Genomic DNA, 24,607 nt, shown 5'->3' on the forward strand with positions numbered 1-24,607 from the left:
CCACCTCTTGGTGGGCTTTTTTGTGCTTAAACTCTAAGCGTGATGCTGTTATCAGGATGTGAATCCTGCTCTTTCTTTCGCCGGATGGATCGATTATAAGGATATGTATATACATTTGAGGTCGCTATGAACAAGGAACTGTTGAACTGCGAGCGGGTCTGGCTCAACGTGACACCCGCCACCCTGAATGATGAGCTGGCCGACTACGGCCTGTTGCCGCTCCACGCTATCGGCGTGAAGAACGGCAAGATCCATGCGCTGGTGCCGATGGCTGAGCTGAAGGGGCCGCATCCCGCCCACTGGCAGGATATGCAGGGCAAGCTGGTCACCCCCGGCCTTATCGATTGCCACACCCATCTCATCTTCGCCGGCAGTCGCGCCGAGGAGTTCGAGCTGCGTCAGCAGGGAGTGCCCTATACCGAGATCGCCCGTCGGGGCGGTGGCATTATCAGCACGGTGCGCGCCACCCGCGCCGCCAGCGAGGATCAGCTGTTTGAGCTGGCGCTGCCAAGGGTGAAATCCCTGATCCGCGAAGGGGTCACCACGGTGGAGATCAAGTCTGGCTATGGCCTGACGCTGGCGGACGAGCTCAAGATGCTGCGGGTGGCCCGCCGACTGGGAGAGGCGTTGCCGATCCGGGTCAAAACCACTCTGTTGGCGGCCCATGCGGTGCCGCCGGAGTATCGCGATGATCCCGACAGCTGGGTCGAGACCATCTGTCAGGAGATCATCCCGGCCGCCGCCAAAGCAGGGCTGGCCGATGCGGTGGACGTTTTCTGCGAGCATATCGGTTTTTCGCTGGCCCAGACCGAGCAGGTCTATCTGGCGGCGGATCAGTACGGCCTGCCGGTGAAGGGGCACATGGATCAGCTATCCAATCTCGGTGGCAGCACCCTCGCCGCCCACTTTGGCGCCCTCTCGGTGGATCATCTGGAGTATCTGGATCCGGAAGGGATCCTGGCGCTGGCCCACCGTGGCGTGGTCGCCACCCTGCTACCCACTGCCTTCTACTTCCTCAAAGAGACCAAGTTGCCCCCAGTTGCAGCCCTGCGCAAGGCGGGGGTGGCGATGGCTGTCTCCTCCGACATCAACCCGGGTACGGCGCCCATCGTCTCGCTGCGGATGGCAATGAACATGGCCTGCACCCTGTTTGGCCTGACGCCGCTGGAGGCGATGGTTGGGGTGACCCGCCACGCCGCCAAAGCGCTTGGCGAGCAGGCGCACCTTGGCCAGCTCAGGGTGGGGATGGCGGCCGATTTCCTGATCTGGCACTGCGCCCATCCCGCTGAAATTAGCTACATGGTCGGCGTTGATCAGCTGGCAGGCCGCATCTTCAACGGCGAGGAGACGCTCCATGGATAAGTTCAACCCAGTCGACATGTCGCTTTGGCAGGGACGGCAGGATCCGGAAGATGGTGAACTGGCACTGCGCTGGCACGACAAAGTTCTGCCTTGGCAAGAGGAGCAGCCCTGGGCCGCCGGGGCACAAGAGGCTGCCGGGGTGGTATTGCTAGGTTTTGCCTGTGATGAAGGGGTACGCCGCAACAAGGGGCGTGTCGGCGCCGCCGGTGCGCCGCAAGCGGTGCGCAAGCTGCTGGCCAACACCGCCTGGCACCTGAATCGCCCCGTCTACGATGGCGGGGATGTGAGCTGCCCCGATGGCGATCTCGACGCCGCCCACGGCCGTCTGGCCGAGCGGGTCGCCGCGGCGCTCGCTCTGGGCCACTTCCCGCTGGTGCTGGGGGGCGGCCACGAGGTGGCCTTCGGCAGCTGGAGCGGCCTTAACCTGCATCTGGCGGGTCAGGGGCGGGTCGGGATTATCAATTTCGATGCCCACTTCGACCTGCGGATGAAGCTGGAACTGGCGAGCTCCGGCACCCCCTTCTTCCAGATCGCCGAGCAGTGTGCCGCTCAGGGTACGCCATTTCACTACGCCTGCCTCGGGGTGGCCGAGACCGCCAATACCCAAGCCCTGTTTGCCCGTGCCAAGGCGCTGGGAGTCTGGCATGTGCTGGACGAGGCGATGACTCAGACCGAGTTGCCCGCCTTGCTAAGCGGGCTGGACGCCTTTATCGCCCACTGCGATCACCTCTATCTCACCATCGATCTCGACGTGCTGCCGGCGGCCGTGATGCCGGGGGTAAGCGCGCCCGCCGCCCGCGGCGTGGAGCTGGCGGTCATCGAACCGCTGATCGCCCATATCCGGGCCAGCGACAAGCTCAGGCTTGCCGATCTGGCCGAGTACAACCCGATGCTGGATCAGGACAACCGCAGTGCCCGCGTGGCCGCGCGGCTGGTTCATCTGTTGATCCGTTAACCCTTTGGCCGCACGTCGCCAAAGGCACCCTATTGATACAACAAGGAGTGTGTATGTCTGTGCAACAGCAGGATCCCCGTCATGATCCTAACCGCGTGATCCGTGCCCCGCGCGGTACCGAGCTGACCGCCAAGAGCTGGCTCACCGAGGCGCCGCTGCGGATGCTGATGAACAACCTGGATCCCGAGGTGGCTGAGCATCCCCAGTCGCTGGTGGTCTATGGCGGGATTGGCCGTGCCGCCCGCAACTGGGCCTGCTTCGACAAGATCGTCGAGGTGCTGACCCGGCTCGAGGAAGACGAGACCCTGCTGGTGCAATCCGGCAAGCCGGTCGGGGTGTTCCAGACCCACAAGGATGCACCGCGAGTGCTGATCGCCAACTCCAATCTGGTGCCCCACTGGGCCAACTGGGAGCACTTCAACGAGCTCGATAAGAAGGGCCTGATGATGTACGGCCAGATGACGGCGGGCTCCTGGATCTACATTGGCACCCAGGGGATAGTGCAGGGCACCTACGAAACCTTCTTCGCGGTGGCCAACCAGCACTTCAACGGCTCGCCTGCGGGCCGCTGGATCCTCACCGGTGGGCTCGGTGGCATGGGGGGTGCCCAGCCGCTGGCCGCCACCATGGCCGGCTTCTCGATGATCGCCGTCGAGTGCGACGAGACCCGCATCGATTTTCGCCTCAAGACCCGCTATGTGGACAAGAAGGCCCACAGCCTGGATGAGGCGCTGGCCATGATCGAAGAGGCCAAGCAGAGCGGCACCGCCATCTCAGTCGGCCTGCTCGGCAACGCCGCCGATGTGTTCGCCGAGCTAGTGGCCCGTGGCATCACCCCGGACGTGGTCACCGACCAGACCTCCGCCCACGACCCGGTGCACGGCTACCTGCCGCAGGGGTGGAGCGTGACCCAGTGGCGCGAGCTGCAACAAAGCGCCCCGCAGGAGGTGAATCTGGCCGCCCGCCGCTCCATGGCCCGTCAGGTGGAGGCGATGCTGACCCTGCAAGCCCGTGGCGCCGCCACCCTGGATTACGGCAACAACATCCGTCAGATGGCGCTGGAGGAGGGGGTGAAAAACGCCTTCGACTTCCCCGGCTTCGTCCCGGCCTACATTCGCCCGCTGTTCTGCGAGGGAATTGGCCCGTTCCGCTGGGTAGCACTCTCCGGCGATCCGGAAGATATCTACAAGACCGATCAGAAGGTGAAAGAGCTGATCCCCGACGATCCTCACCTGCACAACTGGCTCGACATGGCCCGCGAGCGCATCGCGTTTCAGGGGCTGCCGGCTCGGATCTGCTGGGTCGGGGTCAAGGATCGGGTACGGCTCGGTCTGGCCTTCAACGAGATGGTGAAAAACGGTGAGCTGAAAGCGCCCATCGTGATTGGCCGCGACCATCTGGATTCCGGTTCGGTGGCGAGCCCGAACCGCGAGACCGAGTCGATGATGGATGGCTCCGATGCCGTCTCCGACTGGCCGCTGCTCAACGCCCTGCTCAACACCGCCGGCGGCGCGACCTGGGTCTCCCTGCACCACGGCGGCGGGGTCGGCATGGGCTTCTCCCAGCACTCTGGCGTGGTGATCGTCTGTGACGGCTCTGATGATGCGGCCCGCCGCGTCGGTCGGGTACTTCGCAACGATCCGGCCACTGGCGTGATGCGTCACGCCGATGCTGGCTACGAGATTGCCATCAACTGCGCCCACGAGGCGAAACTGGATCTGCCGATGATTGACGGCGCCAACGGTGTCAAAGGAAAGGTGTAACACCATGTTTGAATTGACTATTACTCCGGGCGAGCTGGATCTTGCCACCCTGCGCCGCGTCAGCCGCGAGCCGGTACATATTTCACTGGATCCGGCCGCGCTGCCGGGGATCCACGCTTCCGCTGCCGTAGTCACCAAGGTGATCGAGCAGAACCGGGTGGTGTACGGCATCAACACCGGCTTTGGCCTGTTGGCCAACACCCGTATTCCGGTGGAGCAGCTTGACGAGCTGCAGCGATCCATCGTGCTCTCCCACGCTGCGGGCATCGGCACCTATATGGATGACGCCACCGTGCGGCTGATGATGGTGCTCAAGCTCAACTCGCTGGCGCGCGGCTTCTCCGGCATCCGCTTGACGGTGTTGGAGGCGCTGATGCGGCTCATCAACGCCGAAGTCTATCCGGTAGTACCGAAGAAGGGATCTGTCGGTGCCTCCGGCGATCTGGCGCCCCTGGCCCATATGAGCTGCCTGCTGATAGGTGAAGGCAAGGCTCGCCACAAGGGCGAGCTGATCGACGCAGCTACTGCGCTGAAAATTGCCGGGCTCGAGCCTATCGCGCTGTGGCCCAAAGAAGGATTGGCGCTGCTCAACGGCACCCAGGCCAGCACCGCCTTTGCGCTGGAAGGGCTGTTCCACGCCGAGGATCTGTTTGCCGGTGCCATCACCATCGGTGCCATGAGCGTGGAGGCCGCCCTTGGCAGCCGCCGTCCGTTCGATGCCCGCATCCACGCGGTGCGCGGTCAGCGTGGCCAGATTGATGCGGCCGCCTGCTATCGCCACCTGCTGGTGGATGGCAGCGAGATCGGCATGTCCCATCACAACTGCGAGAAGGTGCAGGATCCCTACTCATTGCGCTGCCAGCCGCAGGTGATGGGGGCTTGCCTGACCCAGATCCGTCAGGCCGCCGAGGTGTTGGTGTGCGAAGCCAACGCGGTCTCCGACAACCCGCTGGTGTTTGCCGATGATGAGGAGATCCTCTCCGGTGGCAACTTCCACGCCGAGCCGGTCGCCTTTGCCGCCGACAATCTGGCGCTGGCCATCGCCGAAATCGGCTCGCTCTCCGAGCGGCGGATGGCGCTGCTGATCGACTCGCGCATGTCCGGTCTGCCGGCGTTTCTGGTCAACAACGGCGGGGTGAATTCGGGCTTCATGATCGCACAGGTCACCTCGGCGGCGCTCGCCTCCGAGAACAAGACGCTGGCTCATCCCGCCTCGGTGGATAGTCTGCCCACTTCCGCCAATCAGGAGGATCACGTCTCCATGGCCACCTTCGCCGGGCGTCGATTGGCGGACATGGCGGAGAACACCCGCGGCATTCTGGCGGTGGAACTGCTGGCGGCAGCACAGGGTCTGGACTTCCGTGCGCCCCTGCGCACTACCGAGCTGATCGAGCAGGCCAAGGGACGCCTGCGGGCAGAGGTGAGCTTCTACGACAAGGACAGGTACTTCGCGCCGGATATCGAAGCTGCCGCCGCCCTGCTGGGGCGTGCCAGTTACAACGATCTGATCCCGGCCGGGGTGCTGCCCAGCCTGTAAGCCTTGGTCCCCCTTCTCCCCAGGCGGGAGAAGGGTAGGGGATGAGAGGGAAGCCGCTTCACTGTCGCCGGTGAGATCCGGGAGCAGATAATAAAAGACCGCCCCATCGGGCGGTCTTTGCGTTGCTGACGTTGGTTGAACGCGGTTATTCATGCTCGAACATCAGGAACAGATAGACCACGAACAACACCAGAGGGGTCGCACCATGGAGCACATTGGTACGGCCGCTGCTCAAGGTCACTTTACCGACCATCAAGGTCGTGACCAGCAGCACCATATCGGCAGGGTCGAGGCCGAGGGCAACTCCTGACCCAGCATAGAACCGATAAAGAAAAAGAGCAGGGTCAGCAGGCCGACGGGCAGGGCAATCTCTGGCAGGATAACTGTTTTTATAGGCACAGGTTCTCTGTTGGGGGGTCTCAACGACCGGATGAGATAAACAGGCTGCACCGTGCTCGGTTGCGCGATAACCGGCTGCTTATGATAAGGGTTGTTATCCCGCTCGGGGCAGATCATTTTGTTGTCGAATGTAAATAAGGCATTGAGCAGGCTGGGCCGATTTCATCAGCCTGATAATGCCGAGCTGCTTACCAAGCCGTTTCGCGGCCAGCTCCTGCAATATCTGCGCTAGCTGGTCTTCTGGTATTGCTGCTGCCACTCCTGTTGCCAGCGGGGCAGCATCTTCAGCGACATGGGCTTGCCGAAGAAGTAGCCCTGGATCAGATAGACGCCGTGCTGGCTCAGATAGTCGACTTGCAGCTGACTCTCGACCCCTTCGGCGATCATCTCCATGCCCGACTCCCGACCAAAGACGATGATGGCATCCAGCACGCTGCGCTTGAGGTCGTTGGTACCGATGGTATCGACGAACATCTTGTCGATCTTGATCTGGCGGATCCCCAGGCTCTGCAGGTAGGCAAAGCCGCCGTAGCCGGTACCGAAATCATCCAGCTTGAAGTGATAACCCATCTGTTGCAGCAGGGTGATCTCCTCGGTGGCGGCCTTGATGTCGAGGATCGGCTTGCGCTCGGTCAGCTCGAAGGTGAGCCGGGCCGGTGAGGGGTTGTTGCTGTGAGCGAGCAGGGTGCGCAGCATAGGTTGCTCGATATGGGCCGCCACCAGATTGACGCTGACCCATTGCTCCGGTGCCAGCAGTGGCAGGTCGCCGATCACTTGCTCCAGCAACTGTTCGGTCATCGGCAGGATCAGTCCCTGTTCCTCTGCATACTCGATAAAGGTGCCCGGGGGGATCAGCTCGTTGCCCCGCTGCCAGCGCAGCAGCGCCTCGAATCCCACCACTTGGTGGGTACGGGCATCCACTATCGGCTGGTAGAGGGGAATAAATTCCCTGCGTATCAACCCTGTCTGCAGCAGCCCCTTGAGGGAGCGCCGGTAGCTGCGCAGCAGCCAGTAGGTGATGCTTAACAGGGTGCCGAGCACGATACCGAACCAGAGACCGTAGTGATTGAGCTGGTCATGGGCATATTGCTCCAGCGCGTTGCCCGCCCAGACCGTCTGTCTGGTGAGTTCATTCGGATCGTAGAAACTCAGGCTGCGATTGTTCTCTTCCTGTTTGATGGCTTTGTCGCCACGGGGAAAGTGGACTGTGGTTACATCGGAGTCCTGCCGGCTGAACTCCAGATAGAAGCAGTTGGAACAGGAGTGTTGCAGCAGGTTGTGGCTCCAGCTGTTATCCAGCACCCAGTAGGCGCGGTTGCCGCCGGATTGGTAATAGACCACCAGCTCCTGCTCGGTATTGAATTGGGCCACAGTAGCAGTGATTCCGAGTTTACCGAATTTCTGCCCGCTGTCTTGGAGGTCCTTGAGTAGCGGGATCCCCATGCCCAGGCTAGAGCAGCTGTCACCGGGGGCGAGTTCCAGCCCCTGCAGGCGGATATGATTGCTATAAAAACGCGGATCGCGCAGCAGCAGCATGTCCTTGGCGCCACAGGTGAACTCAAATTGTGCCAGTTGCTGGCTGATGGCGGCATCCAGCTCCCGGTGGCGTTCTGCCATGGCATCCTTGAGCTCAGCGACCTTCTCTTCCAGCAGGTGTAATGCCATCGGTTTGGCAAACCACAGGCCGAGAAACTGGCTGCCCACGATAGGCAGGACGAACAGCAACAGAGAGAGCCAGACGGGTGATTTACGCAAAGCAAGTACCTGCCAGTTTCATGAGACACAAATGGGCTAAGCCATCATAGAGCATTAGTGCAATCAATTTGAGTCAGACTCGTCACACTTGTTGATTGATTTTTTAACCACATGATTTTAAATGTTTTTATTATTAACTTTGGCGAGATTCAATCGCTAACCTGTCATAAGTGACAATTGCTCAGCTTATCCGAACTGCATTAGAGTAGCTCTGCGGTTTGACTCACCGTGTGTTCAATACTCCTGTATCTGTTTTTTGTCAGTAGCACAGAGTGTTAGTTTTGATATGAGTGTTCCTTTTGGTCCCCTTTGAGGGACCATTTTTCTGTCTGTCATCCCGCCCTTTCCCGCGTCCGTTGCCCGTCATCCTTGGTATTCTCGCGCTGCTTTGGGTTATGCTTGCCCGCTTAAATTGCAGAAGCGGGATCTTCATCCATAGCTGTGGCCCGATCGCCGCTGCTACCATGAGGCGACATGGATGATGCTGGGCATACGGAAAGGCGCATGAAACTCACAACACAGCTTGTCTCATTTATCACCCTATGCGTGATTGCCGCCATGGCAACCGTGCTGATTGGCGGGGTGTTCAGCTTTCGCGAGCTGGGCATGGAGTTGCAGCAAAAGAAGGTCGATGCGCTGGTCGAAGTGATCGACAAGCAGCTCGATGTCGCCCACGACATGGAGGATATGAGCCACTGGCTGCCCACCTTGCTGCGGGCGTCCCATGTGGTGGAGCTGGAGGTGCGCCAGAATAACCAGCGGGTCTACTGGTTCCGCGATGTGCGCAATCCGGTCGACGAACAGCTGCTGCTGCCATATAGCCACCCTTTGCCCCATCAGGCCGGCATGCAGGCCAACTTCAAACTGGAGCGTCCCTTCAAAGAGGCGGAATACTCCATCAAGGCGATGTCCGGTATTTCGTTCGGCGTCTTTATCGTAGTGTTCGGCCTCTGGTACTCCATCCGCTGGCTGCGCCAGCAGTTGCGCGGGGCTGAGCTGCTGGGCATTCGCGCCCAGCTGATCCTCGATGACAAACTCTCCAAGCTGAGTCATGACACTGCCGAAGAGTGGCCGGTGGCCGCCAGTCAGGCCCTCGATCACCTGCTCGCCGAGCTGGCCGATGCCCGCAAGGAGCGTAGCCGTTTCGACAACTTCATTCGCAGCAACGCCTTCGTCGACAAGATGACCGGCATCGGCAACCGGCTGTTTTTCGACAACCGGCTGGAGAGCGCCATCATGGAGGCAAGCGTGATGAGCGGCGGCGTGCTGCTGATCGATCTCGCCTGTCTGGAAGAGCTGGAGGCCGATCAGTTCGAGCTGCAGGGACACGATTTGCTGATGGAGGCGAGCGCCACCATCGGTGCCTTCGTGCGCAAACATAACGGCGCTCTGCAGGCCCGCTACGCCGGCCAGGTCTTTGCGGTGCTGCTGCCTAATATGTCAGAGAGTGAGATGGTGGATGGCGCCAGTCAGTTGCTCAAGAGCCTGCAACGGCTGCATTGGCCGCAGGAGGTCAACCCCGAGACGGCGGTCTATCTAGGCGCCGTCTGCTATCAGGCAGAAGACAGCCTGCTCAAGGTGCAGGAGGAGGCGGAGCTGGCCCTCAAGAGCGCCCGTCTGCAGGGCCATAACGGTTGGTTCCTCTACGAGAAGCAGCTGGATGAGGAGCAGAGCAGCAAGGGTACGGTACGCTGGCGCACCCTGATCAGTCGCCGGCTCGAAGAGCACAGCATCGATTTTTACACCCAACCGATCCAGCAGGATCGGGGACAGGTGGTGTTGCAGCAGGAGCTGCTCACCTACCTTCACGATGAACAGGGACGGGCCTTGCAGGCGGGGATCTTCATGCCGATGGCGGAGAAGGTGGGCTTGTTGTTGCAACTGGATCGGCTGGTGGCGGAGCAGACCCTTGCCCTGCTGCGCCAGCGATCCGAGCAGAGCTGCCCCATCAGTTTAACCCTCAGTGCCCAGAACCTGCTCAACCGCGAGTTCCAGCGCTGGCTCTTCTTCGCCCTGTTCCAGCTGCCGCGCAGCACCAACGAGCGGCTGATCCTGCAACTCTCCGAATCTCAGGTGACCCGCCACTTCGAGGCGCTCAAGCGACCGCTGCGCTCCCTGCGGATGCTGGGCTGCCAGCTGGCCATCGATCATGCCGGTCAGGATGTGGTGAGTACCCAGTACATCAAGGAGTTCGAGATCAATTTCCTCAAGCTGCACCCCAGTCTGGTACGGGAGATCCACGCCCGTCAGGTCAACCAGATGGCGGTGCGCAGTCTGGTGGGGGGCTGCGCCAATACCCGCACCCGGGTGCTGGCGGTGGGAGTGGAGAGCGGCGATGAGTGGAAGATGCTGCGCCACCTCGGGGTGCATGCCGGGCAGGGGCCCTGGTTTGCCGAGCCCCAGCGGCTGGAGCTGGCACCGGTTGGCGATTGAGGTCAACAGAGAGGGTCGCCTTGGGGCGACCCTCTCACATTTACGGTTACCGTCAGGGCTCACAGCCGACCCTGCTCCCGCAGCCCGGCCAACCCCTGCATGCCGCCGGTGTGGATAAAGACGATCTGGCTGCCGGGGGCGATGCGGCCCGCCGCCAGCTCGCGAAATAGCCCCCACATAGCCTTGCCGCTGTAGATGGGCTCCAGCGGCAGGCCGGTGTCGGCGCTGAAATCCGCTACCCACTGCCAGAGCGCCGGGCTGAATTTGGCGTAGCCACCGTCGTGGTGATCGAGCGCGATCCGCCAGCCGTGCGTGTTGATGGCCGCGGGATGAAGACGACGCACCTCGTCAGCGATAAAGCCGCCTCCTTTCAGCACCGCAATGGCGAGGATCTGCTCCCGATCCCGTTTGCCGGCGATCAGGCCCGCCAGGGTGCCACCGCTGGCGCAGGGCAATACCCAGAGATCCGGTGAGAAGGGCACTTCGCCGACCAGTTCCGCCACGCCGGGGATGGCCAGCGGGCTGCTACCCCCTTCCGGCACGATCAGGGTATCGGGCGCATCGAATTGGGCCAGCCAGTCGGGATCCTGCCGTCGCCGGTAACGCTGGCGATCGACGAAAACGAGATCCATGCCCCAGTGTCTGGCATCCCTCAGGGTGGTATTGCTGACGGCATCGGCTTCGCCCCGTATGATACCGGTAGTGCGCAGACCAGTCTGGTATCCGGCGGCAGCCAGTGCATGGATATGGTTGGAGTAGGCACCGCCGAACGAGAGCAGATGCCGTTTGCCGTGCTCTCTGGCATGCAGCAGGTGGTACTTGAGCTTGCGCCATTTGTTGCCGGAGATGGCCGGATGGATCAGGTCATCCCGCTTGCACCAGAGCTCAACGCCATAGCGGGTCAGCAACGGATGGTGGAGTCGTTGCAGGGGGGAAGGGAGGGTGGCTTGACCCTCTGACGCGGCGAAAAGGCTGGCTTGCAATGGTGAGTCCGTCTTTTATATGGAGGCTAATCTGCTGTTTATGTTAATATTTCACGCATTTTCTCACTATCGATGGGCGGGCTTACATGAAACAACTGTTCGGACGGTCGACGCCAAGCCGCCAGGTCGGGCTCTTGCTGGCCAATGACAGGATCATGCTGGCTGCGGTGGGCAATTCCCCCGTTTTCGCGACGCGCACCATCAACGGCCCACAGGAGTGGGCGGTGGCCATGAACGAGCTGTTCAGCCGTCATGGTCTGGCCAAGTCTAAAGTGCGGGTGGCCCTCGCCGCCAGCCTTTATCAACAGATCCAGATCGACAAGCCCGCCGTGCCTGACGCCGAGATGGCGGGGGCGCTCCCCTGGGCGGTCAAGGATTATGTCAGCGAACCCGTGCTGCAACTGGCGATGGACTATGTGGACTTGCCCACCCCGCCAGCCGGTCGTCCGCGCATCAATGTGATCTGCCTGCCCAAGAGCCGGGTGCAACAACTGGCCGATGCCATCAACGGCATCGCCACCCTGCAATCCATCATCAGCGACGAGCTGGCGCTCACCTCGCTGTATGACGCCGACGAGACGGTGCGCATGCTGCTGTGGCAGCCCAGGGGTCAGGATCTGCAACTGCTGGTCTTCCATCAGGGAGGGCTCTGCTTCTCCCGCCAACTGCGCGGCTTTACCAGCCTGACTGGCGAACATGAGCCGGACAGCATGCTGCTCGATTCACTGGCGCTGGAGATCCAGCGCTCCCTCGACTATCTGGCGGGTCAGCTGAAATTGCCCGAGCTGGGGCAGATGCAGTTTGCCGTTGCCTCGCCCTTTATCGGTACCCTGGTACGCCACATGGAGCAGACTTTTGGTTTCGCTGTTTCCGCCATGGCCAACAAAGCGGTGCTGGCTGGCGTTGAATACCTCTCGGCTTATGCTGCCGCATTGGGAGATGATCAATGAGTTTGCCACTCCTCCTTGACGACATGGCCAACAAGACAAGGTTGCTGGCCGGTGTCGAATACCTCTCGGCCTACGCAGCCGCCATCGGGGAGGATGCGTGATGAAACGTCAGATCAACCTCTATGGCGCCGAGTTTCGTCCCAAGCGGCAGTGGGCCAGCCTCAATCAGATGGCGCTGGTATGGGGCTGTGCACTGCTGCTGATCCTGTTGACGGGGATCGGTTACAGCTGGCAGCAGCAACAGGTCAGCCGGGCGCTGGCGCAGCACACCGCCGAGCTGGCGCTCAAGCGCAGCGAGGCGCAGCGGCTCGATGCCGAGCTGGCGCGCCATCAGGCCGACCCCCGATTGCAGCAGCAACTGATCAACAAGCAGGATGAACTGACAGCCAAGCAGGGGCTGATGCGCCAGCTGGGCAGCCTGACTCTGCAAAAATCCCAGGGCTACGCCAGCGTGATGGCGGATCTCTCCCGCATTCGCAGCAGCAACCTCTCGTTGCAGCGCATCGAGATCAACGAAGGGCGGATCAACCTCTCCGGTTTTGCTGGCCGCAGTCAGGATGTACCGGCCTGGGTCAACCGCTTCAAGCAGACCCCGAGTCTGGTGGGCAAGGAGTTTGGTGAACTGACCCTCGGCCGTGACAAGGAGGGTCGCCTGACCTTCCAGTTGAGCGGCATTGCGCGGGAGAAACCCTGATGGACCTGAAAGCACAATGGCAGGCATGGGGCCAGCGCATCGCGGTGTTGAGCCAGCGGGAGCGGGTGTTGATCCTGCTGACCGGCCTGATACTGCTGGGTGCGGCCGGCATTTACGGCTGGCTCGAGGGCGCTGATACCCGCCTGCAGCAGGATCGCATGGCTTTGAGCGCCGCCGAGCGTGACCTCGAAATCATGGAGCTGGAGAACCTCGGCAAACAGGCCCGGCTCAAGCGGGATCCCAATCAGGGAGTGCGCGACCAGTTGGCGCAGGTTGAAGCGGATCTGGCCCGGATCGATGGTGAGCTCAAGGCACAGACCGTCGATCTGATCCCGGCACACGAGATGCCGCTGGTGCTGGAGGCGCTGCTCTCCCGCTCTGCCAATCTTCACATGTTGGCGCTCAGTTCGCTGGAGCCGACCCCGCTGATGGCGGGGGAGCAGCAGGTCAATCTCTACAAGCACGGTATCCGGCTTCGGCTAGAAGGCGGTTATTTCGATGTTTATCAATATCTTAAAGCGCTGGAAGCCTTGCCGCGCCACTTCTACTGGAAGCAGTTCGACTATCAGGTCAAAGCCTATCCCGGCGCGGTGGTGGAGATGGAGATCTACACCCTGAGTACCAGCAAGGAGTTTATCCGTGGCTAGAGTGTTTGCGTTGTGCTGTTGCCTGTTCAGCGTGCTGGTACAGGCACAGCAGGTCGAGGTATTGCAGGATCCCACCGCGCCGCTGGCGGATGTGGCGGTTGACGCCCGTGCGAGCGGCGAGAGCAGCGCCGGTTTGCCGAAGCTGCAGAGCGTGGTGCTGGGCAATGGCCCGGCACTGGCGGTACTCAATGGCAAGAGTTATCGGGTCGGGCAACAGGTGGGCGGCTATACGCTGGTGGCCATCAATGCCGATGCCGTGGTGCTGGAAAAGGCGGGAAAACGCCATGCGGTAACACTGTTTGCCAGCAAGATCCGGGTTTGAATCGGTGTTGCCTCCTGTGAGGTGAGCCTGTTTTATCGAGTTTAATTGCAAGTCAGGGTGCCCTAATTACATGAAAAAACACCGTCTCTGTCTGATCTCCGTGGCCATGATGGCTGCAGGCTGTACCACGTATCAGCACCCCGAGCCGACCCAGGCCAAGGATGCCCTCAAACAGGCCATGAACGAACAGCAGAAGCAGGCTGCCCCTCTGACCGCCTTGCCCAAGTCGGTGCAAAGTGAATTGCTGCAGCTGAACCGGCCACAACTGCCGGTCGGCATGCCGGAGAAGCGGCTGCGTATCGCGGCTCACGACGTGGAGGCGGTGGAGTTTTTCGGTTCGCTGTTCAAGGGCTCCCGCTACAGCGTGGCGGTGCACCCCGGGGTGGCCGGGCTGGTCTCCGTCGAGCTCAAGGATGTGACCCTGCCGGAGGTGCTGGCGGTGGTGGGCGACATGTATGGCTTCGACGTGCAGCGCAAGGGCAATGTCTTCCATATCTATCCGGCGGGTCTGCGCACCGAAACCATCCCGGTCAACTATCTGATGATGTCCCGCCGTGGCCTCTCCCGTACCTCGGTCAGCACCGGCGGGGTGACGGCCAATGACAGCAATAACAGCAGCGACAGCAGTTTTGACAATGCATCGAACAACCGCGGCAGCAACAACTCATCCAGCAACAACTCGAGCGGTGACAATAACAACGGCACCCGCATCGAGACCGACACCAACAGCGACTACTGGACCGATCTGCGCGACTCCCTGCAGACCCTGATCGGCAGTGGTGATGGTCGCGCCGTGATCACCAGTCCGCAGGCGGGTCTGGTGACCATTCGCGCCTACCCGAATGAGCTCAAGGCGGTGCGTGAATTCCTGACCCAGTCCGAGAGTCACCTCAAGCGTCAGGTGGTGCTGGAGGCGCGGATCATCGAAGTCGCCCTCAACGAAGGGTACGAGCAGGGGGTGGACTGGAGCGGTCTCTCCGCCAGTTGGGATGGCAACAAGGGGATCACTGGCGGCGGCACGGCGGTTAACTCAGGGTTGCCCACCACCCCTAACCAGATATTCACCGCACTGGGGGGCGGAGCTGGCTTTACCCTCTCTGACGGCAACTTCAATGTGGCGGTCAACCTGCTCAAGACCCAGGGCGATGTGAATACCCTCTCCAGCCCCCGTGTCACTGCAACCAACAACCAGAAGGCAGTGATCAAGGTGGGGACGGACGAGTATTACGTCACCAATGCGTCCACCACCATTACCACTACCTCGACGGGCACAGACAAGACGCCTAACGTGGAGCTGACCCCCTTCTTCTCCGGTATCGCGCTGGACGTAACGCCGCAGATCGATGAAGAGGGCAAGGTGCTGCTGCACATCCATCCCTCCGTTATCGATACCGAAGAGCAAAACAAGGTGATCGACATGGGCACCTCGGGTGGCAAGTTGCAACTGCCGCTGGCCAAGAGCTCGATCCGCGAATCCGATACCGTGGTGCAGGCCAATAATGGCGACATCATCGTCATCGGCGGTCTGATGAAGACCGACAAGCAGGAGATCGTCAGCAAGGTGCCGCTGCTGGGGGATATTCCCTGGGTGGGCGAAGCCTTTACCAACCGCCGCGAGAGCACCAAGAAGGTGGAGCTGGTGATCATGCTCAAACCGACCGTGGTGGAGAAAGACACCTGGCAAAACGAGCTGCAACGCTCCTCCGAGCTGCTCGACAAGTGGTATCCGGCCAAGGGCTGAACATGACACAGGATGCGATCACCCTTATCCCGAACGGCCTGTGCAGTTTTGACTGCACAGGCTGCTTGCTCGCCGTGGCAGGTGAAGTCTCATGTACCTGACGCACTTCGGCCTGCAGGAGGCGCCATTCAGCCTTACCCCCAATACCGGCTTCTACTACGGCCTGCCTCCTCACGAGGAGGCGCTGCAGGTGCTCAACTGGGCGCTGGCGCAGGGAGAGGGCTTTATCAAGGTGACCGGCGAGGTGGGCACCGGCAAGACCCTGCTCTGCCGCAAGTTGCTCAGCGAGTTGGGCTCGGAAGCGAGCCCGATGCGGCTCGCCTGGTTGCCTAATCCTCACCTCACCCCGGCCGAGCTGCGTATTGCGCTGGCGCTGGAGCTGGGCTTGACGGTGCGGGATCAGAGCGAGCTGGATCTCACCGATCGCATCCATCGTCACCTGATCAACCTGCACCAGCAGGGCAGTCGGGTGGTGGTGCTGATCGATGAGGCGCAGGCGCTGCCGGACGAGACGCTGGAGGCGATCCGCCTGTTCGGCAATCTCGAGACCGAATCGAGCAAGCTGCTGCAGATCGTGCTGTTTGGTCAGCCCGAGCTGGATGCCAGACTGGCAAAGCCGCATCTGCGTCAACTGCGCCAGCGGATTGGCTTCTCCTACTGCCTGCGGCCGCTGCGTTTTGACGAGACCCGTGCCTATCTGGAGCACAGATTGCAGGTCTCCGGGTATCGTGGAGCACCGCTGTTTGCAGGTCGAGCCATCCGTCTGTTGTGGCGAGCATCGCGAGGGATCCCGAGACTTATCAATATCCTGGCGCAGAAGTGTCTGATGCTGGCCTATGGTCAGGGGGCGCGCCAGATCGATAGCCGTCTGGTGCGGCTCGCCATTCGCGATACCGATGATGCCAGCCGCTTTGCGCCACGGCGCTGGTGGCCCCTGTTACTGTTGCTGGGGTGCGCCCTGGCTTATGGAGTCTGGCCATGAGTGTTATCAACCAGATGCTGAAAGATCTGGATCAGCGCCAGCAAGGATCCGAGGGTGCTGCCGTCTATATTGCCCCTGCACGCCAGCAGGGGTGGTGGATGTTGCTGCTGACCCTGATCTGCGCTCTGGCACTGGTGATCCTCGGTTGGCGAACCTGGATCTACTGGCAGCAGACCCATACCGTGACGGCTGCCAGCGAAGTGATCGCCCCCGATGCGGTGATTCCCGATATGGTGGCAAGGGCCGCCGTGCCAGTCAGCCAGCCTGAGCCGGTCGAGGTGGCGGCTGCGCTGCCGCTGCCAAGCCAGGATGAGGTGAATGATGGGGTAGGGGAGAGTGAATTAGGCGACACGGCCGACGGGGCACCCTTTGATGCCTCCCGCGAGGTCGATGAACGAACCCCTACCGATGAAGAGCTGCAGCCCGAGCTTTACGCCGAACTGGCGGCAGAGCAGCAGGCAGTCGCCAGCGCGCCGCGCAAGCCGAGCGTATTGAAGATTGAGACGGTGGAGCTGTCGGCCAAGGAGCTGGCGGCACTGGCGGAGCGCAAGGCGACCACCGCCATGGCCAAGGGAAGCCTGCGGGATGCGCAGGACAACTACTATCAGGTGCTGGCCCACGACCCCTACAACCAGGGAGCGCGCGAGCAGCTGGCTGGTTTGCTCTACGGCGAGGGCCGCCTGACCGAGGCGCGTCAGCTGCTGGAAGAGGGGATTCGGCTCGATCCCCAACAGGCCGATTTTCGTCTGCTGCTGGCCCGCCTTGCTATCAGCGAGGGGCAGCAGCAGCAGGCGCTTGGCTGGTTGTCCGGTTATCAGCCGGATCTCGCCAGCAACATGGACTACTACGCCACTTGGGCCGGGTTGACCCAGGAGCTGGGCCAGAATGCCGATGCGGCGGCGCTCTATGTGAAGCTGCTGCGCCAGCAGCCGGATCAGGGACGCTGGTGGCTTGGTCTCGGCGTCGCCGAGGATGGTCAGGGCCACAGCCAGCGGGCGCTCGATGCCTATCGCAACGCCCTGCTGCACGGCAACCTCGGCGAGGCATCGACCAACTGGCTGGAACAACGAATTGGCCAACTAACCCCTTGATAAAAAGCAGGTTCGGTTAGCGAAGCCTAATCGGATGCGGCAACGGGTGTGAAGTAACAGAGATCGGAGCAAACATGGCACAACCCAGACTGAAAATGCGCCTCGGCGACCTGCTGGTACAAGAGCAGATCATCTCTGATGATCAGCTGCAGCTTGCCCTGCAGCAGCAGCGTCAGACCGGCCGCAAGCTGGGCACCACTCTGATCGACCTCGGTTTTATCAGCGAAATGCAGTTGCTGCAGTTCCTCGCCCGTCAGCTGGATGTGCCCTTCTTCGATCTCAACAACCTCACCATCGACGCCGCCGCGGTGCTGCTGCTGCCCGAAGTGCAGGCGCGCCGTTATCGGGCGCTGGCAGTCAACCTCACCGATGACAAGGTGACGGTGGCGATGTCGGATCCTGCGGATCTGAGCGCACTGGATGCCATCGCTGCGCTGCTCAGCCCGCGCATCATGGTGCTGGCAGTGGCGCGGGAAGGGCAGTTGCTGGAGTATTTCGACCGCCTCTATCGCCGCACCCGCGAGATTGAAAGTTTCGCCGAACAGCTGCAGGAGGAGTATCAGGACTCCGGCTTCGAGCTGGGCTCCAGCAATCTGGGGGCCAATGACGAGGGGGAGGCGACGGTGGCCAAGCTGCTGCGCTCCCTGTTTGAAGACGCGGTTCAGGTGGGGGCGTCGGATATCCACATTGAGCCGGACGAAAAAGTGCTGCGTATTCGCCAGCGGATCGACGGTATCCTGCACGAAAACATCCTGAACGAGGTGCGGATCGCCCAGGCGCTGGTGCTGCGTCTCAAGCTGGTGGCGGGGCTCGATATTTCCGAGAAGCGCTTGCCGCAGGATGGCCGTTTCAACATGAAGGTGCGCGGCCGCGATGTGGATGTGCGGATGTCCACCATGCCGGTGCAATATGGCGAGTCGGTGGTGATGCGTCTGCTGGATCAATCTTCCGGCATCCTGTCGCTGACCGAGACCGGCATGCCGCCGGAGATCCTGACCCGGTTCCGTCGTCAGCTCAAACGCCCGCACGGGATGATCCTGGTGACCGGCCCGACCGGTAGCGGCAAGACCACCACCCTCTATGGCGCGCTCTCCGAGCTCAACCAGTCCAGCAACAAGATCATCACGGTGGAAGACCCGGTGGAGTATCGCTTGCCCCGCGTCAATCAGGTGCAGGTCAACCCCAAGATCGGCCTCACTTTTTCTCATGTGCTGCGTTCCACCCTGCGTCAGGATCCGGACATCCTGCTGGTGGGGGAGATGAGGGACAACGAGACAGTAGAGATTGGCCTGCGTGGCGCCATCACCGGTCACCTGGTGCTGACCACCCTGCACACCAACGATGCTGTGACCAGTGCCTTGCGCCTTATCGACATGGGTGCTCCCGGCTATCTGGTGGCGAGCGCCCTGCGGGCGGTGGTCGCTCAGCGGCTGGTGCGGCGGGTATGCGAGCACTGCGTCGAGGAGAAGGCGCCCGACGAAGGGCAGGCCACCTGGCTTACCGTGCTCTCCGGCGAGGCGCCCGGCCAGCACACCTATCACAAGGGACGGGGTTGCCAGAGTTGCAACTTCACCGGTTATTCCGGCCGGATCGGGGTCTACGAGCTGCTGGAGCTGGATCAGCCGATGATGGATGCCCTGCGCCGCAACGATGCGGAAGGGTTCGCCAAGGCGGCCCGTCAACACCAACACTATCGGCCGCTGGCCCTCACCGCCCTCGATTATGCCCGGCAGGGGATCACCTCGGTGGATGAGGTGCTGCGACTGGCTGAGGATTTGGGGTAAGCGATGGCTAACTTTGCCTACAAGGGGCGTGACAACCAGGGCAACGCCACCAGTGGCGTGGTCGAAGCTGCCAACGAGATGGCGGCCGCCGAGCAGCTGATGCGCCGTGGCGTGATGCCCACCGAGCTCAAACCGGGCAAGGCCAAGTCCGCTGCCATCGACTGGTCACTGTTGCTGGAAGGGGGCGTCAAGCTGGACGAGCTGGTGATCTTCAGCCGCCAGATGTATGCCCTGACCCGGGCGGGTATCCCGATCCTGCGCGCCATTGCCGGGCTGGAGGAGAGCACTCACAGCAAGCCGCTCAAGCGGGCGCTTCACTCGCTGGGGGAAGATCTCGGCAACGGTCGCCCGCTCTCCAGCTCGATGCAGGCGCACCCCAAGGTATTCAGCAGCCTGTTTGTCGCCATCATCCACGTGGGTGAGAACACAGGTCAGCTGGAAGAGGCCTTCTTGCAGCTCGCCAACTATTTCGAGCTGGAGCTGGAGACTCGCAAGCGGATCAAGACCGCCATGCGCTACCCCAGCTTCGTGATGATCGCCATCGGTATCGCCATGGTGATCCTCAATATCATGGTGATCCCGGTGTTTGCCGGCATGTTCGCCAAATTCGGGGTGGAGTTGCCGCTGGCGACCCGCATTCTGCTCGCCACCTCGCACTTTTTTGTCCACTACTGGTGGCTGCTGCTCGCCATTCTGGTGGGGATAGTGTTTGGTTGGCGCCGCTGGGTCGCCACCACCAAGGGCAAGCTGACCTGGCACCGCTGGCAGCTCAAGTTGCCGATCGTCGGCACCATCATAGAGCGCTCCCTGCTGGCCCGTTTTGCCCGCAGTTTTTCCATGATGCTCAAGGCAGGGGTGCCGCTGAACACGGCGCTGACCCTGGTGGCCGATGCGGTGGATAACGCTTATATGGCGGGGCGGGTGCGGGATATGCGCGCCGGTATCGAGCGGGGTGAGAGCCTGTTGCGCACCGCTGGCAGCAGCGGTCTGTTTACCCCGCTGGTGATGCAGATGATCGCCGTGGGGGAGGAGACCGGTCAGGTCGATGACCTGCTCCATGAAGCGGCCGAGTATTACGAGCGGGAGGTGGATTATGACCTCAAGAGCCTTACCGCCCGCATCGAGCCGATCCTGATCGGGATCGTGGCAGTAATGGTGTTGATCCTGGCGCTCGGTATCTTCACACCGATGTGGGACATGATGCGCGCGGTTCGCGGCAAGTAATCTTGCTGGAACTGGATATCTTCACGTCTGAGTGGTGGGGCATGATGCGCGCGGTTCGTGGCAAGTAATCTTGCTGGAACAGGATATCTTCACGTCTGAGTGGTGGGACATGATGCGAGCCGTAAGAGGCAAGTAACTCGGCATCTTCACGCTTGAATGGTGGGACGTGATGGGAGCCGTAAGAGGCAAGTAACTCGGCATCTTCACACTTGAGTGGTGGGGCATGATGCGCGCGGTTCGCGGCAAGTAATCTTGCTGGAACTGGATATCTTCACGTCTGAGTGGTGGGACATGATGAGAGCCGTAAGAGGCAAGTGATCGGTGGAGTCGAGGACGGGATGAGCAGACAGTCGCAGCAGGATGATCGCTGGCTGACCGGATATAGGCGGATCGCCGTGATCATCCTGCTGATGGTGATCGTGGCGACCCTGGTGCGCAGCTATCAGGGCCATCGGGAGGAGGCGCAGCAACTCACCCTCACCCTGCTGGGGGAACAATTTGCCGAGCGGGTACAGCGCCTGCACGGGATCTGGCTTGATGAGCGGCGTCCGCAGATTTTGCACGCCGCAGGACAGCGCTGGCAGTTTGATCTCAGGGGGTGGCCCCTGGGGCTGGTGCCGCAGCAATCCCCTTCGGAAAACTGCCGCCAGTTGTGGCGGGCACTGGTGGGTGAGACGGAGAGTGGCATGCCTCCCCTGCAGGTTCTGGCCCGCCCCGATGGCAGTGGTTGCGAGATGGGGTGGGATGGTTATTGGCTGGTTTATCAGTTTTCTGACGGGCGGGTGATGAAAAAGCCTTGAAGGAAGCCAATCATATGACCCAACTACATGATTTTTTTGGGCCTGCATGAAATAATGCCGGGCATTACGGAGGGAGCATGACAATGAAAGCAATGGCACCAACAAGGCCGGAAAACGGGATGATGAGACGGGCTGCTGGCTTCTCCCTCATTGAGCTGGTGATCGTTATCGTGATCCTGGGGATCCTGGCGGTAACGGCGCTGCCGCGCTTTCTCGATGTGACTGACGAAGCGAAAAAGGCCAGCGTGGAAGGGGTCTCTGGCGGTTTTGCTACCGGCGTTTCGCTGGTTCGGGCGCAATGGGAGGCGGAAGGTCGCGCCAAACAGGACAGCCTCAACACCGTACTCTATGACGGTAGCCGCTTCTATCTGACCACTCCGACCGAGACCCAGATCGGCAACGGCGAGCTGTCGCCCGGCTATCCCATGGATACCGCTGCCAGCGGCAATCCGGATGTGGATCCGGCCAATCTGAGTGCCGAACGTTGTCTCAATATTTGGGAGGGGTTATTGCAAAACCCGCCCAAGGCTACGGCCAGCTTCAATGAAGTGCGCGGTAGCGGCAATGACCTGAAATACTATGCCACTGTGAGCAGTAATGGACTGGATTCGGTCTGCCGTTACTATTTGGTCAATAGTTTGAGTAAGGGCAGTGATGGTAAGTATCAGGATCCGCAAGGCAAGACTGATGCATTTATGAGTTTCAGTTACCGCCCGGCATCGGGTCAGGTGACCACAAATATTAATTAACAGAGGAAAGTGAAATGAAAAAACAGGCGGGTTTTACCCTGATCGAACTGGTTATCGTGATCATCATTCTGGGTATTCTGGCAGTCACCGCTGCACCCAAGTTCCTGAATCTGCAGGATGATGCGCGTAAAGCTGCTGCTGATGGTGTTAAAGCATCCTTGCAGAGTTCTGCTCAAATGATTTACAGCAAAGCAGCCATTCAAGGCATTGAAGCATCTTCTGTTGCAGTATCAGTTGCTGGTACCACAGTTGATGCCTTATACGGTTATCCGACTGCTGCGACAGTTAAAAATGCACTTACATTGGATGGCTGGTCTGTTTCTCATGCGACTCCCACAGGGAACACTGCAGATTTTTATCCTGATAATACAAAGGGTAACTCTTGTTATGTGACCTATACGCAGGCTGCTAATAAAGATACTCCTTTCAAGATTGAATTGGCGGATACCTGTAAGTAAGCATGCAAGCGAGGCTTCGGCCTCGCTTTCTCTTTTCCCTGATGAGAGCCTCCATGCCTGCAACCAAGGGCTTTACCCTGATTGAACTGGTACTGGTGATCCTGTTACTCGGGATTCTGGCCGCCTTTGCCGTGCCCAAATGGCTGGGCAAAGGCGGCGTTGAAACTCAAACTGTGCGTGACGAGCTGCTGACCCGGCTGCGGCTGGTACAGACCGTCAATATGCATGAGCCTGCCAACCGCTGTACCTCACTGCGGGTTGACGCGGGCCAGTTTGGCCACAGCACGCTCTCCCCTTGTGGCGATCCTGCGGCTATATCGAGCTGGAACGCTAATCAGCGCACCCGTGGTCGTCCGGTGACCCTGTCTGCCGGGATCACCCTCTCCTCGAACAAAGGCGCGCCTCCTTTTGTGATTCGCTTTGATCAGATGGGCCGCCCGCTCGGTAGCTGCGCCGGTGGCTGCGAGCTGCAAGCCACCAATGGCCGCGAGAGTGGCCGTATCAAGATTGAGTCAGAGGGGTTTATCCATGAGATCCCTTAAGCGCGGCTTTACCTTGATTGAGCTGATCGTTGGCATAGTGCTGTTAGCGGTCGCCTTGACCGGCATATTGGGGTTACTCATCAATCAGGCGCCACAGGCGGTGGATCCGGTGCAGCAGGTGCGCGCTGCTCAGCTGGCCCAGCGCCTCTCCGGCGAGATCCTGCAAAAGTCGTTTGATGAACAGTCGGATCACAACGGTGGTCGTTATCGTTGTGGTGAGCAGGTGGCAGGGGTGACCATCTCTTCCTGCTCCACCAGTTATGGCCCGGATGGCGAGCCTGCCCCCTACGCCTATAACGATGTGGATGATTTCGATACCGCGGGTAACTGGGTGGATGCCAACACCCTGACCCAGACTGCAGCGGGAGTCAGCAGCGAGGAGTATCGCAACTATCAGGTGAAAATTGCAGTAAGCGCAGCAGATTTTAGCGATGGCAGCTTCAAGAGTTGTGCAGCGCCATGCTCTGTGGGCAAGCGCATCGTTCTGCAGATCAAACTGCCGGATGAGAGCGTGCTCGACTTCTCCTTTTATCGGGGGAACTACTGATGGCTCGGCGCTGCGAGCGTGTCCGATTACGCCTGGCGGCTAATCGAACCCACCGCCAACCTCGGGGTCACAGTGGCTTTACCCTGGTCGAGTTGGTGATGGTGATCCTGCTGCTCGGGATCATGGCGACCTTTACCAGCCAGTTTATCGGTATTGGCAGCCAGATTTATGGCGATGCCAGCAGCCGCGAACAGCTGATGAGCGATGCCCGCTTCGCCATGGAGCGGCTTAACCGCGAGCTGCGCGATGCGGTGCCAGGTTCCGAGCGCATTGAAGATCAAGATGGTAACTGGCTGGATCAAGGCCCTTGCCTGCGGTTCTGGCCGATCAGCAACTCAGGGCGCTATCTGGCCCTCAATCGCCCGTCTGGCTCCTCGGCCACACTTGAGCTGGTCATGGTGGCGCCGCCTGTTGCGGTTGAACCGAAGCTCGACTGGTTAGTTGTGTTTCCCCAACCCGTTTCCAGTGGTACGCAGTCGATACGGGATCGCTGTGATTATGGCCGCTGTGTGGCGCCGGTTGATGCGGTGGGGTCGGTGATCTCTGGTGCCCAAACAATTGGGTATAGCGGTGCGCAACTGGATGGACAGTCGCCCGGTATGCGGGTCTATTTTGCTCGCGAACAGGTGCGTTATTGTGTGCAAGGCGGGGCGCTATACCGGACCAGTGCCGGGATCAGTGCCGCTGGCAGCACCTTACCGCTGGGGGGCTTGATGGCCGAGTCGCTGCGGCCAGGCAATGTTTTTTATCGGGAAACCTCGGCATTTAACGCCGAAGGTGAGTTTGGCATGCGTTTTGTCTTTGAGCGCAAGGGCGAGTCAGTCACCTTCAATCACAAGATAGAGGTGTTGAATGTGCCCTGAGCCACATTCTTTCGGACGGATACGAG

The 24,607-nt window shown here is 60.7% G+C and carries 22 protein-coding genes and 1 pseudogene; 20 read left to right on the forward strand and 3 right to left on the reverse strand.

Translation table 11 applies throughout. The features are described from left to right. Nucleotides 1–126 precede the first annotated feature (126 nt). Genes hutI through hutH form a run of 4 tightly spaced genes read left to right on the forward strand, consistent with a single transcriptional unit; the run spans nucleotide 127 to nucleotide 5,617 of the window. Nucleotides 127–1,362: an imidazolonepropionase gene (gene hutI / locus NMD14_02170; GenBank protein XEI33296.1), complete on the forward strand. Its 1,236-nt coding sequence runs from the start codon at nucleotides 127–129 to the stop codon at nucleotides 1,360–1,362. Beyond that, on the forward strand, nucleotides 1,355–2,317 hold the full coding sequence (hutG, locus tag NMD14_02175; protein XEI33297.1) for a formimidoylglutamase: 963 nt from the start codon (nucleotides 1,355–1,357) through the stop codon (nucleotides 2,315–2,317). Before hutI ends, hutG begins: the two co-directional genes overlap by 8 nt. Before the next feature lie 53 nt (nucleotides 2,318–2,370). Further along, nucleotides 2,371–4,080, forward strand: a complete 1,710-nt coding sequence (locus tag NMD14_02180) for a urocanate hydratase (protein ID XEI33298.1) — start codon at nucleotides 2,371–2,373, stop codon at nucleotides 4,078–4,080. Nucleotides 4,081–4,084: 4 nt separating this feature from the next. Next, complete coding sequence (hutH, locus tag NMD14_02185) at nucleotides 4,085–5,617, forward strand: histidine ammonia-lyase (GenBank protein XEI33299.1); 1,533 nt, start codon at nucleotides 4,085–4,087, stop codon at nucleotides 5,615–5,617. Nucleotides 5,618–5,762: 145 nt separating this feature from the next. Here hutH and NMD14_02190 read toward each other — a convergent pair. Together NMD14_02190 and NMD14_02195 are read right to left on the reverse strand one after the other, a co-directional pair. Continuing rightward, nucleotides 5,763–5,947: pseudogene (locus NMD14_02190) on the reverse strand (calcium:proton antiporter). 297 nt (nucleotides 5,948–6,244) lie between these two features. Next, the gene (locus NMD14_02195) at nucleotides 6,245–7,771 is read right to left on the reverse strand and encodes an EAL domain-containing protein (GenBank protein XEI33300.1); all 1,527 of its coding nucleotides are present in this window, start codon (nucleotides 7,769–7,771) and stop codon (nucleotides 6,245–6,247) included. 504 nt (nucleotides 7,772–8,275) lie between these two features. Here NMD14_02195 and csrD point away from each other — a divergent pair. Next, the gene (gene csrD, locus NMD14_02200; protein XEI33301.1) at nucleotides 8,276–10,204 is read left to right on the forward strand and encodes an RNase E specificity factor CsrD; all 1,929 of its coding nucleotides are present in this window, start codon (nucleotides 8,276–8,278) and stop codon (nucleotides 10,202–10,204) included. 59 nt (nucleotides 10,205–10,263) lie between these two features. Here csrD and NMD14_02205 read toward each other — a convergent pair whose 3' ends face one another. Further along, nucleotides 10,264–11,187, reverse strand: a complete 924-nt coding sequence (locus NMD14_02205) for a pyridoxal-phosphate dependent enzyme (GenBank protein ID XEI33302.1) — start codon at nucleotides 11,185–11,187, stop codon at nucleotides 10,264–10,266. Between the two features lie 86 nt (nucleotides 11,188–11,273). Here NMD14_02205 and NMD14_02210 point away from each other — a divergent pair, with 86 nt between their 5' ends. From NMD14_02210 to NMD14_02280, 15 genes are all read left to right on the forward strand, one after another. Beyond that, nucleotides 11,274–12,137 carry an MSHA biogenesis protein MshI gene (locus tag NMD14_02210; protein ID XEI33303.1) on the forward strand — a complete coding sequence of 288 codons (864 nt, stop codon included), beginning with the start codon at nucleotides 11,274–11,276 and terminating at the stop codon, nucleotides 12,135–12,137. A 100-nt stretch (nucleotides 12,138–12,237) separates the two neighbouring features. After that, entirely contained in the window at nucleotides 12,238–12,831 is a 594-nt protein-coding gene (locus tag NMD14_02215) for a PilN domain-containing protein (GenBank protein ID XEI33304.1), read from the forward strand. Further along, a complete protein-coding gene (locus tag NMD14_02220; protein ID XEI33305.1) occupies nucleotides 12,831–13,478 on the forward strand; it encodes an MSHA biogenesis protein MshJ in 648 nt (215 codons plus the stop codon). Before NMD14_02215 ends, NMD14_02220 begins: the two co-directional genes overlap by 1 nt. Beyond that, on the forward strand, nucleotides 13,471–13,800 hold the full coding sequence (locus tag NMD14_02225; GenBank protein ID XEI33306.1) for an MSHA biogenesis protein MshK: 330 nt from the start codon (nucleotides 13,471–13,473) through the stop codon (nucleotides 13,798–13,800). Before NMD14_02220 ends, NMD14_02225 begins: the two co-directional genes overlap by 8 nt. Nucleotides 13,801–13,870: 70 nt before the next feature. Then, a complete protein-coding gene (gene mshL / locus NMD14_02230; protein ID XEI33307.1) occupies nucleotides 13,871–15,541 on the forward strand; it encodes a pilus (MSHA type) biogenesis protein MshL in 1,671 nt (556 codons plus the stop codon). A 91-nt stretch (nucleotides 15,542–15,632) separates the two neighbouring features. Beyond that, nucleotides 15,633–16,523 carry an MSHA fimbrial biogenesis protein MshM gene (gene mshM / locus NMD14_02235; GenBank protein ID XEI33308.1) on the forward strand — a complete coding sequence of 297 codons (891 nt, stop codon included), beginning with the start codon at nucleotides 15,633–15,635 and terminating at the stop codon, nucleotides 16,521–16,523. Continuing rightward, a complete protein-coding gene (locus NMD14_02240; GenBank protein XEI33309.1) occupies nucleotides 16,520–17,614 on the forward strand; it encodes a tetratricopeptide repeat protein in 1,095 nt (364 codons plus the stop codon). Before mshM ends, NMD14_02240 begins: the two co-directional genes overlap by 4 nt. Nucleotides 17,615–17,688: 74 nt before the next feature. Beyond that, complete coding sequence (gene mshE, locus NMD14_02245; protein ID XEI33310.1) at nucleotides 17,689–19,398, forward strand: MSHA fimbrial ATPase MshE; 1,710 nt, start codon at nucleotides 17,689–17,691, stop codon at nucleotides 19,396–19,398. A gap of 3 nt (nucleotides 19,399–19,401) precedes the next feature. Continuing rightward, nucleotides 19,402–20,622, forward strand: a complete 1,221-nt coding sequence (locus tag NMD14_02250) for a type II secretion system F family protein (GenBank protein ID XEI33311.1) — start codon at nucleotides 19,402–19,404, stop codon at nucleotides 20,620–20,622. 338 nt (nucleotides 20,623–20,960) lie between these two features. Beyond that, on the forward strand, nucleotides 20,961–21,422 hold the full coding sequence (locus NMD14_02255; GenBank protein ID XEI33312.1) for a hypothetical protein: 462 nt from the start codon (nucleotides 20,961–20,963) through the stop codon (nucleotides 21,420–21,422). 77 nt (nucleotides 21,423–21,499) lie between these two features. Then, nucleotides 21,500–22,171: a prepilin-type N-terminal cleavage/methylation domain-containing protein gene (locus NMD14_02260; GenBank protein XEI33313.1), complete on the forward strand. Its 672-nt coding sequence runs from the start codon at nucleotides 21,500–21,502 to the stop codon at nucleotides 22,169–22,171. Between the two features lie 14 nt (nucleotides 22,172–22,185). Then, the gene (locus tag NMD14_02265; GenBank protein XEI33314.1) at nucleotides 22,186–22,629 is read left to right on the forward strand and encodes a prepilin-type N-terminal cleavage/methylation domain-containing protein; all 444 of its coding nucleotides are present in this window, start codon (nucleotides 22,186–22,188) and stop codon (nucleotides 22,627–22,629) included. Nucleotides 22,630–22,682: 53 nt separating this feature from the next. Then, complete coding sequence (locus NMD14_02270) at nucleotides 22,683–23,171, forward strand: prepilin-type N-terminal cleavage/methylation domain-containing protein (GenBank protein XEI33315.1); 489 nt, start codon at nucleotides 22,683–22,685, stop codon at nucleotides 23,169–23,171. Then, nucleotides 23,158–23,718 carry a prepilin-type N-terminal cleavage/methylation domain-containing protein gene (locus tag NMD14_02275; protein ID XEI33316.1) on the forward strand — a complete coding sequence of 187 codons (561 nt, stop codon included), beginning with the start codon at nucleotides 23,158–23,160 and terminating at the stop codon, nucleotides 23,716–23,718. The genes NMD14_02270 and NMD14_02275 overlap by 14 nt, the downstream gene beginning before the upstream one ends. After that, nucleotides 23,718–24,581: a type II secretion system GspH family protein gene (locus tag NMD14_02280; GenBank protein ID XEI33317.1), complete on the forward strand. Its 864-nt coding sequence runs from the start codon at nucleotides 23,718–23,720 to the stop codon at nucleotides 24,579–24,581. Before NMD14_02275 ends, NMD14_02280 begins: the two co-directional genes overlap by 1 nt. Nucleotides 24,582–24,607: the final 26 nt, after the last annotated feature.

Source organism: Aeromonas veronii, from assembly GCA_041319085.1.
GTDB lineage: Bacteria > Pseudomonadota > Gammaproteobacteria > Enterobacterales > Aeromonadaceae > Aeromonas > Aeromonas veronii_F.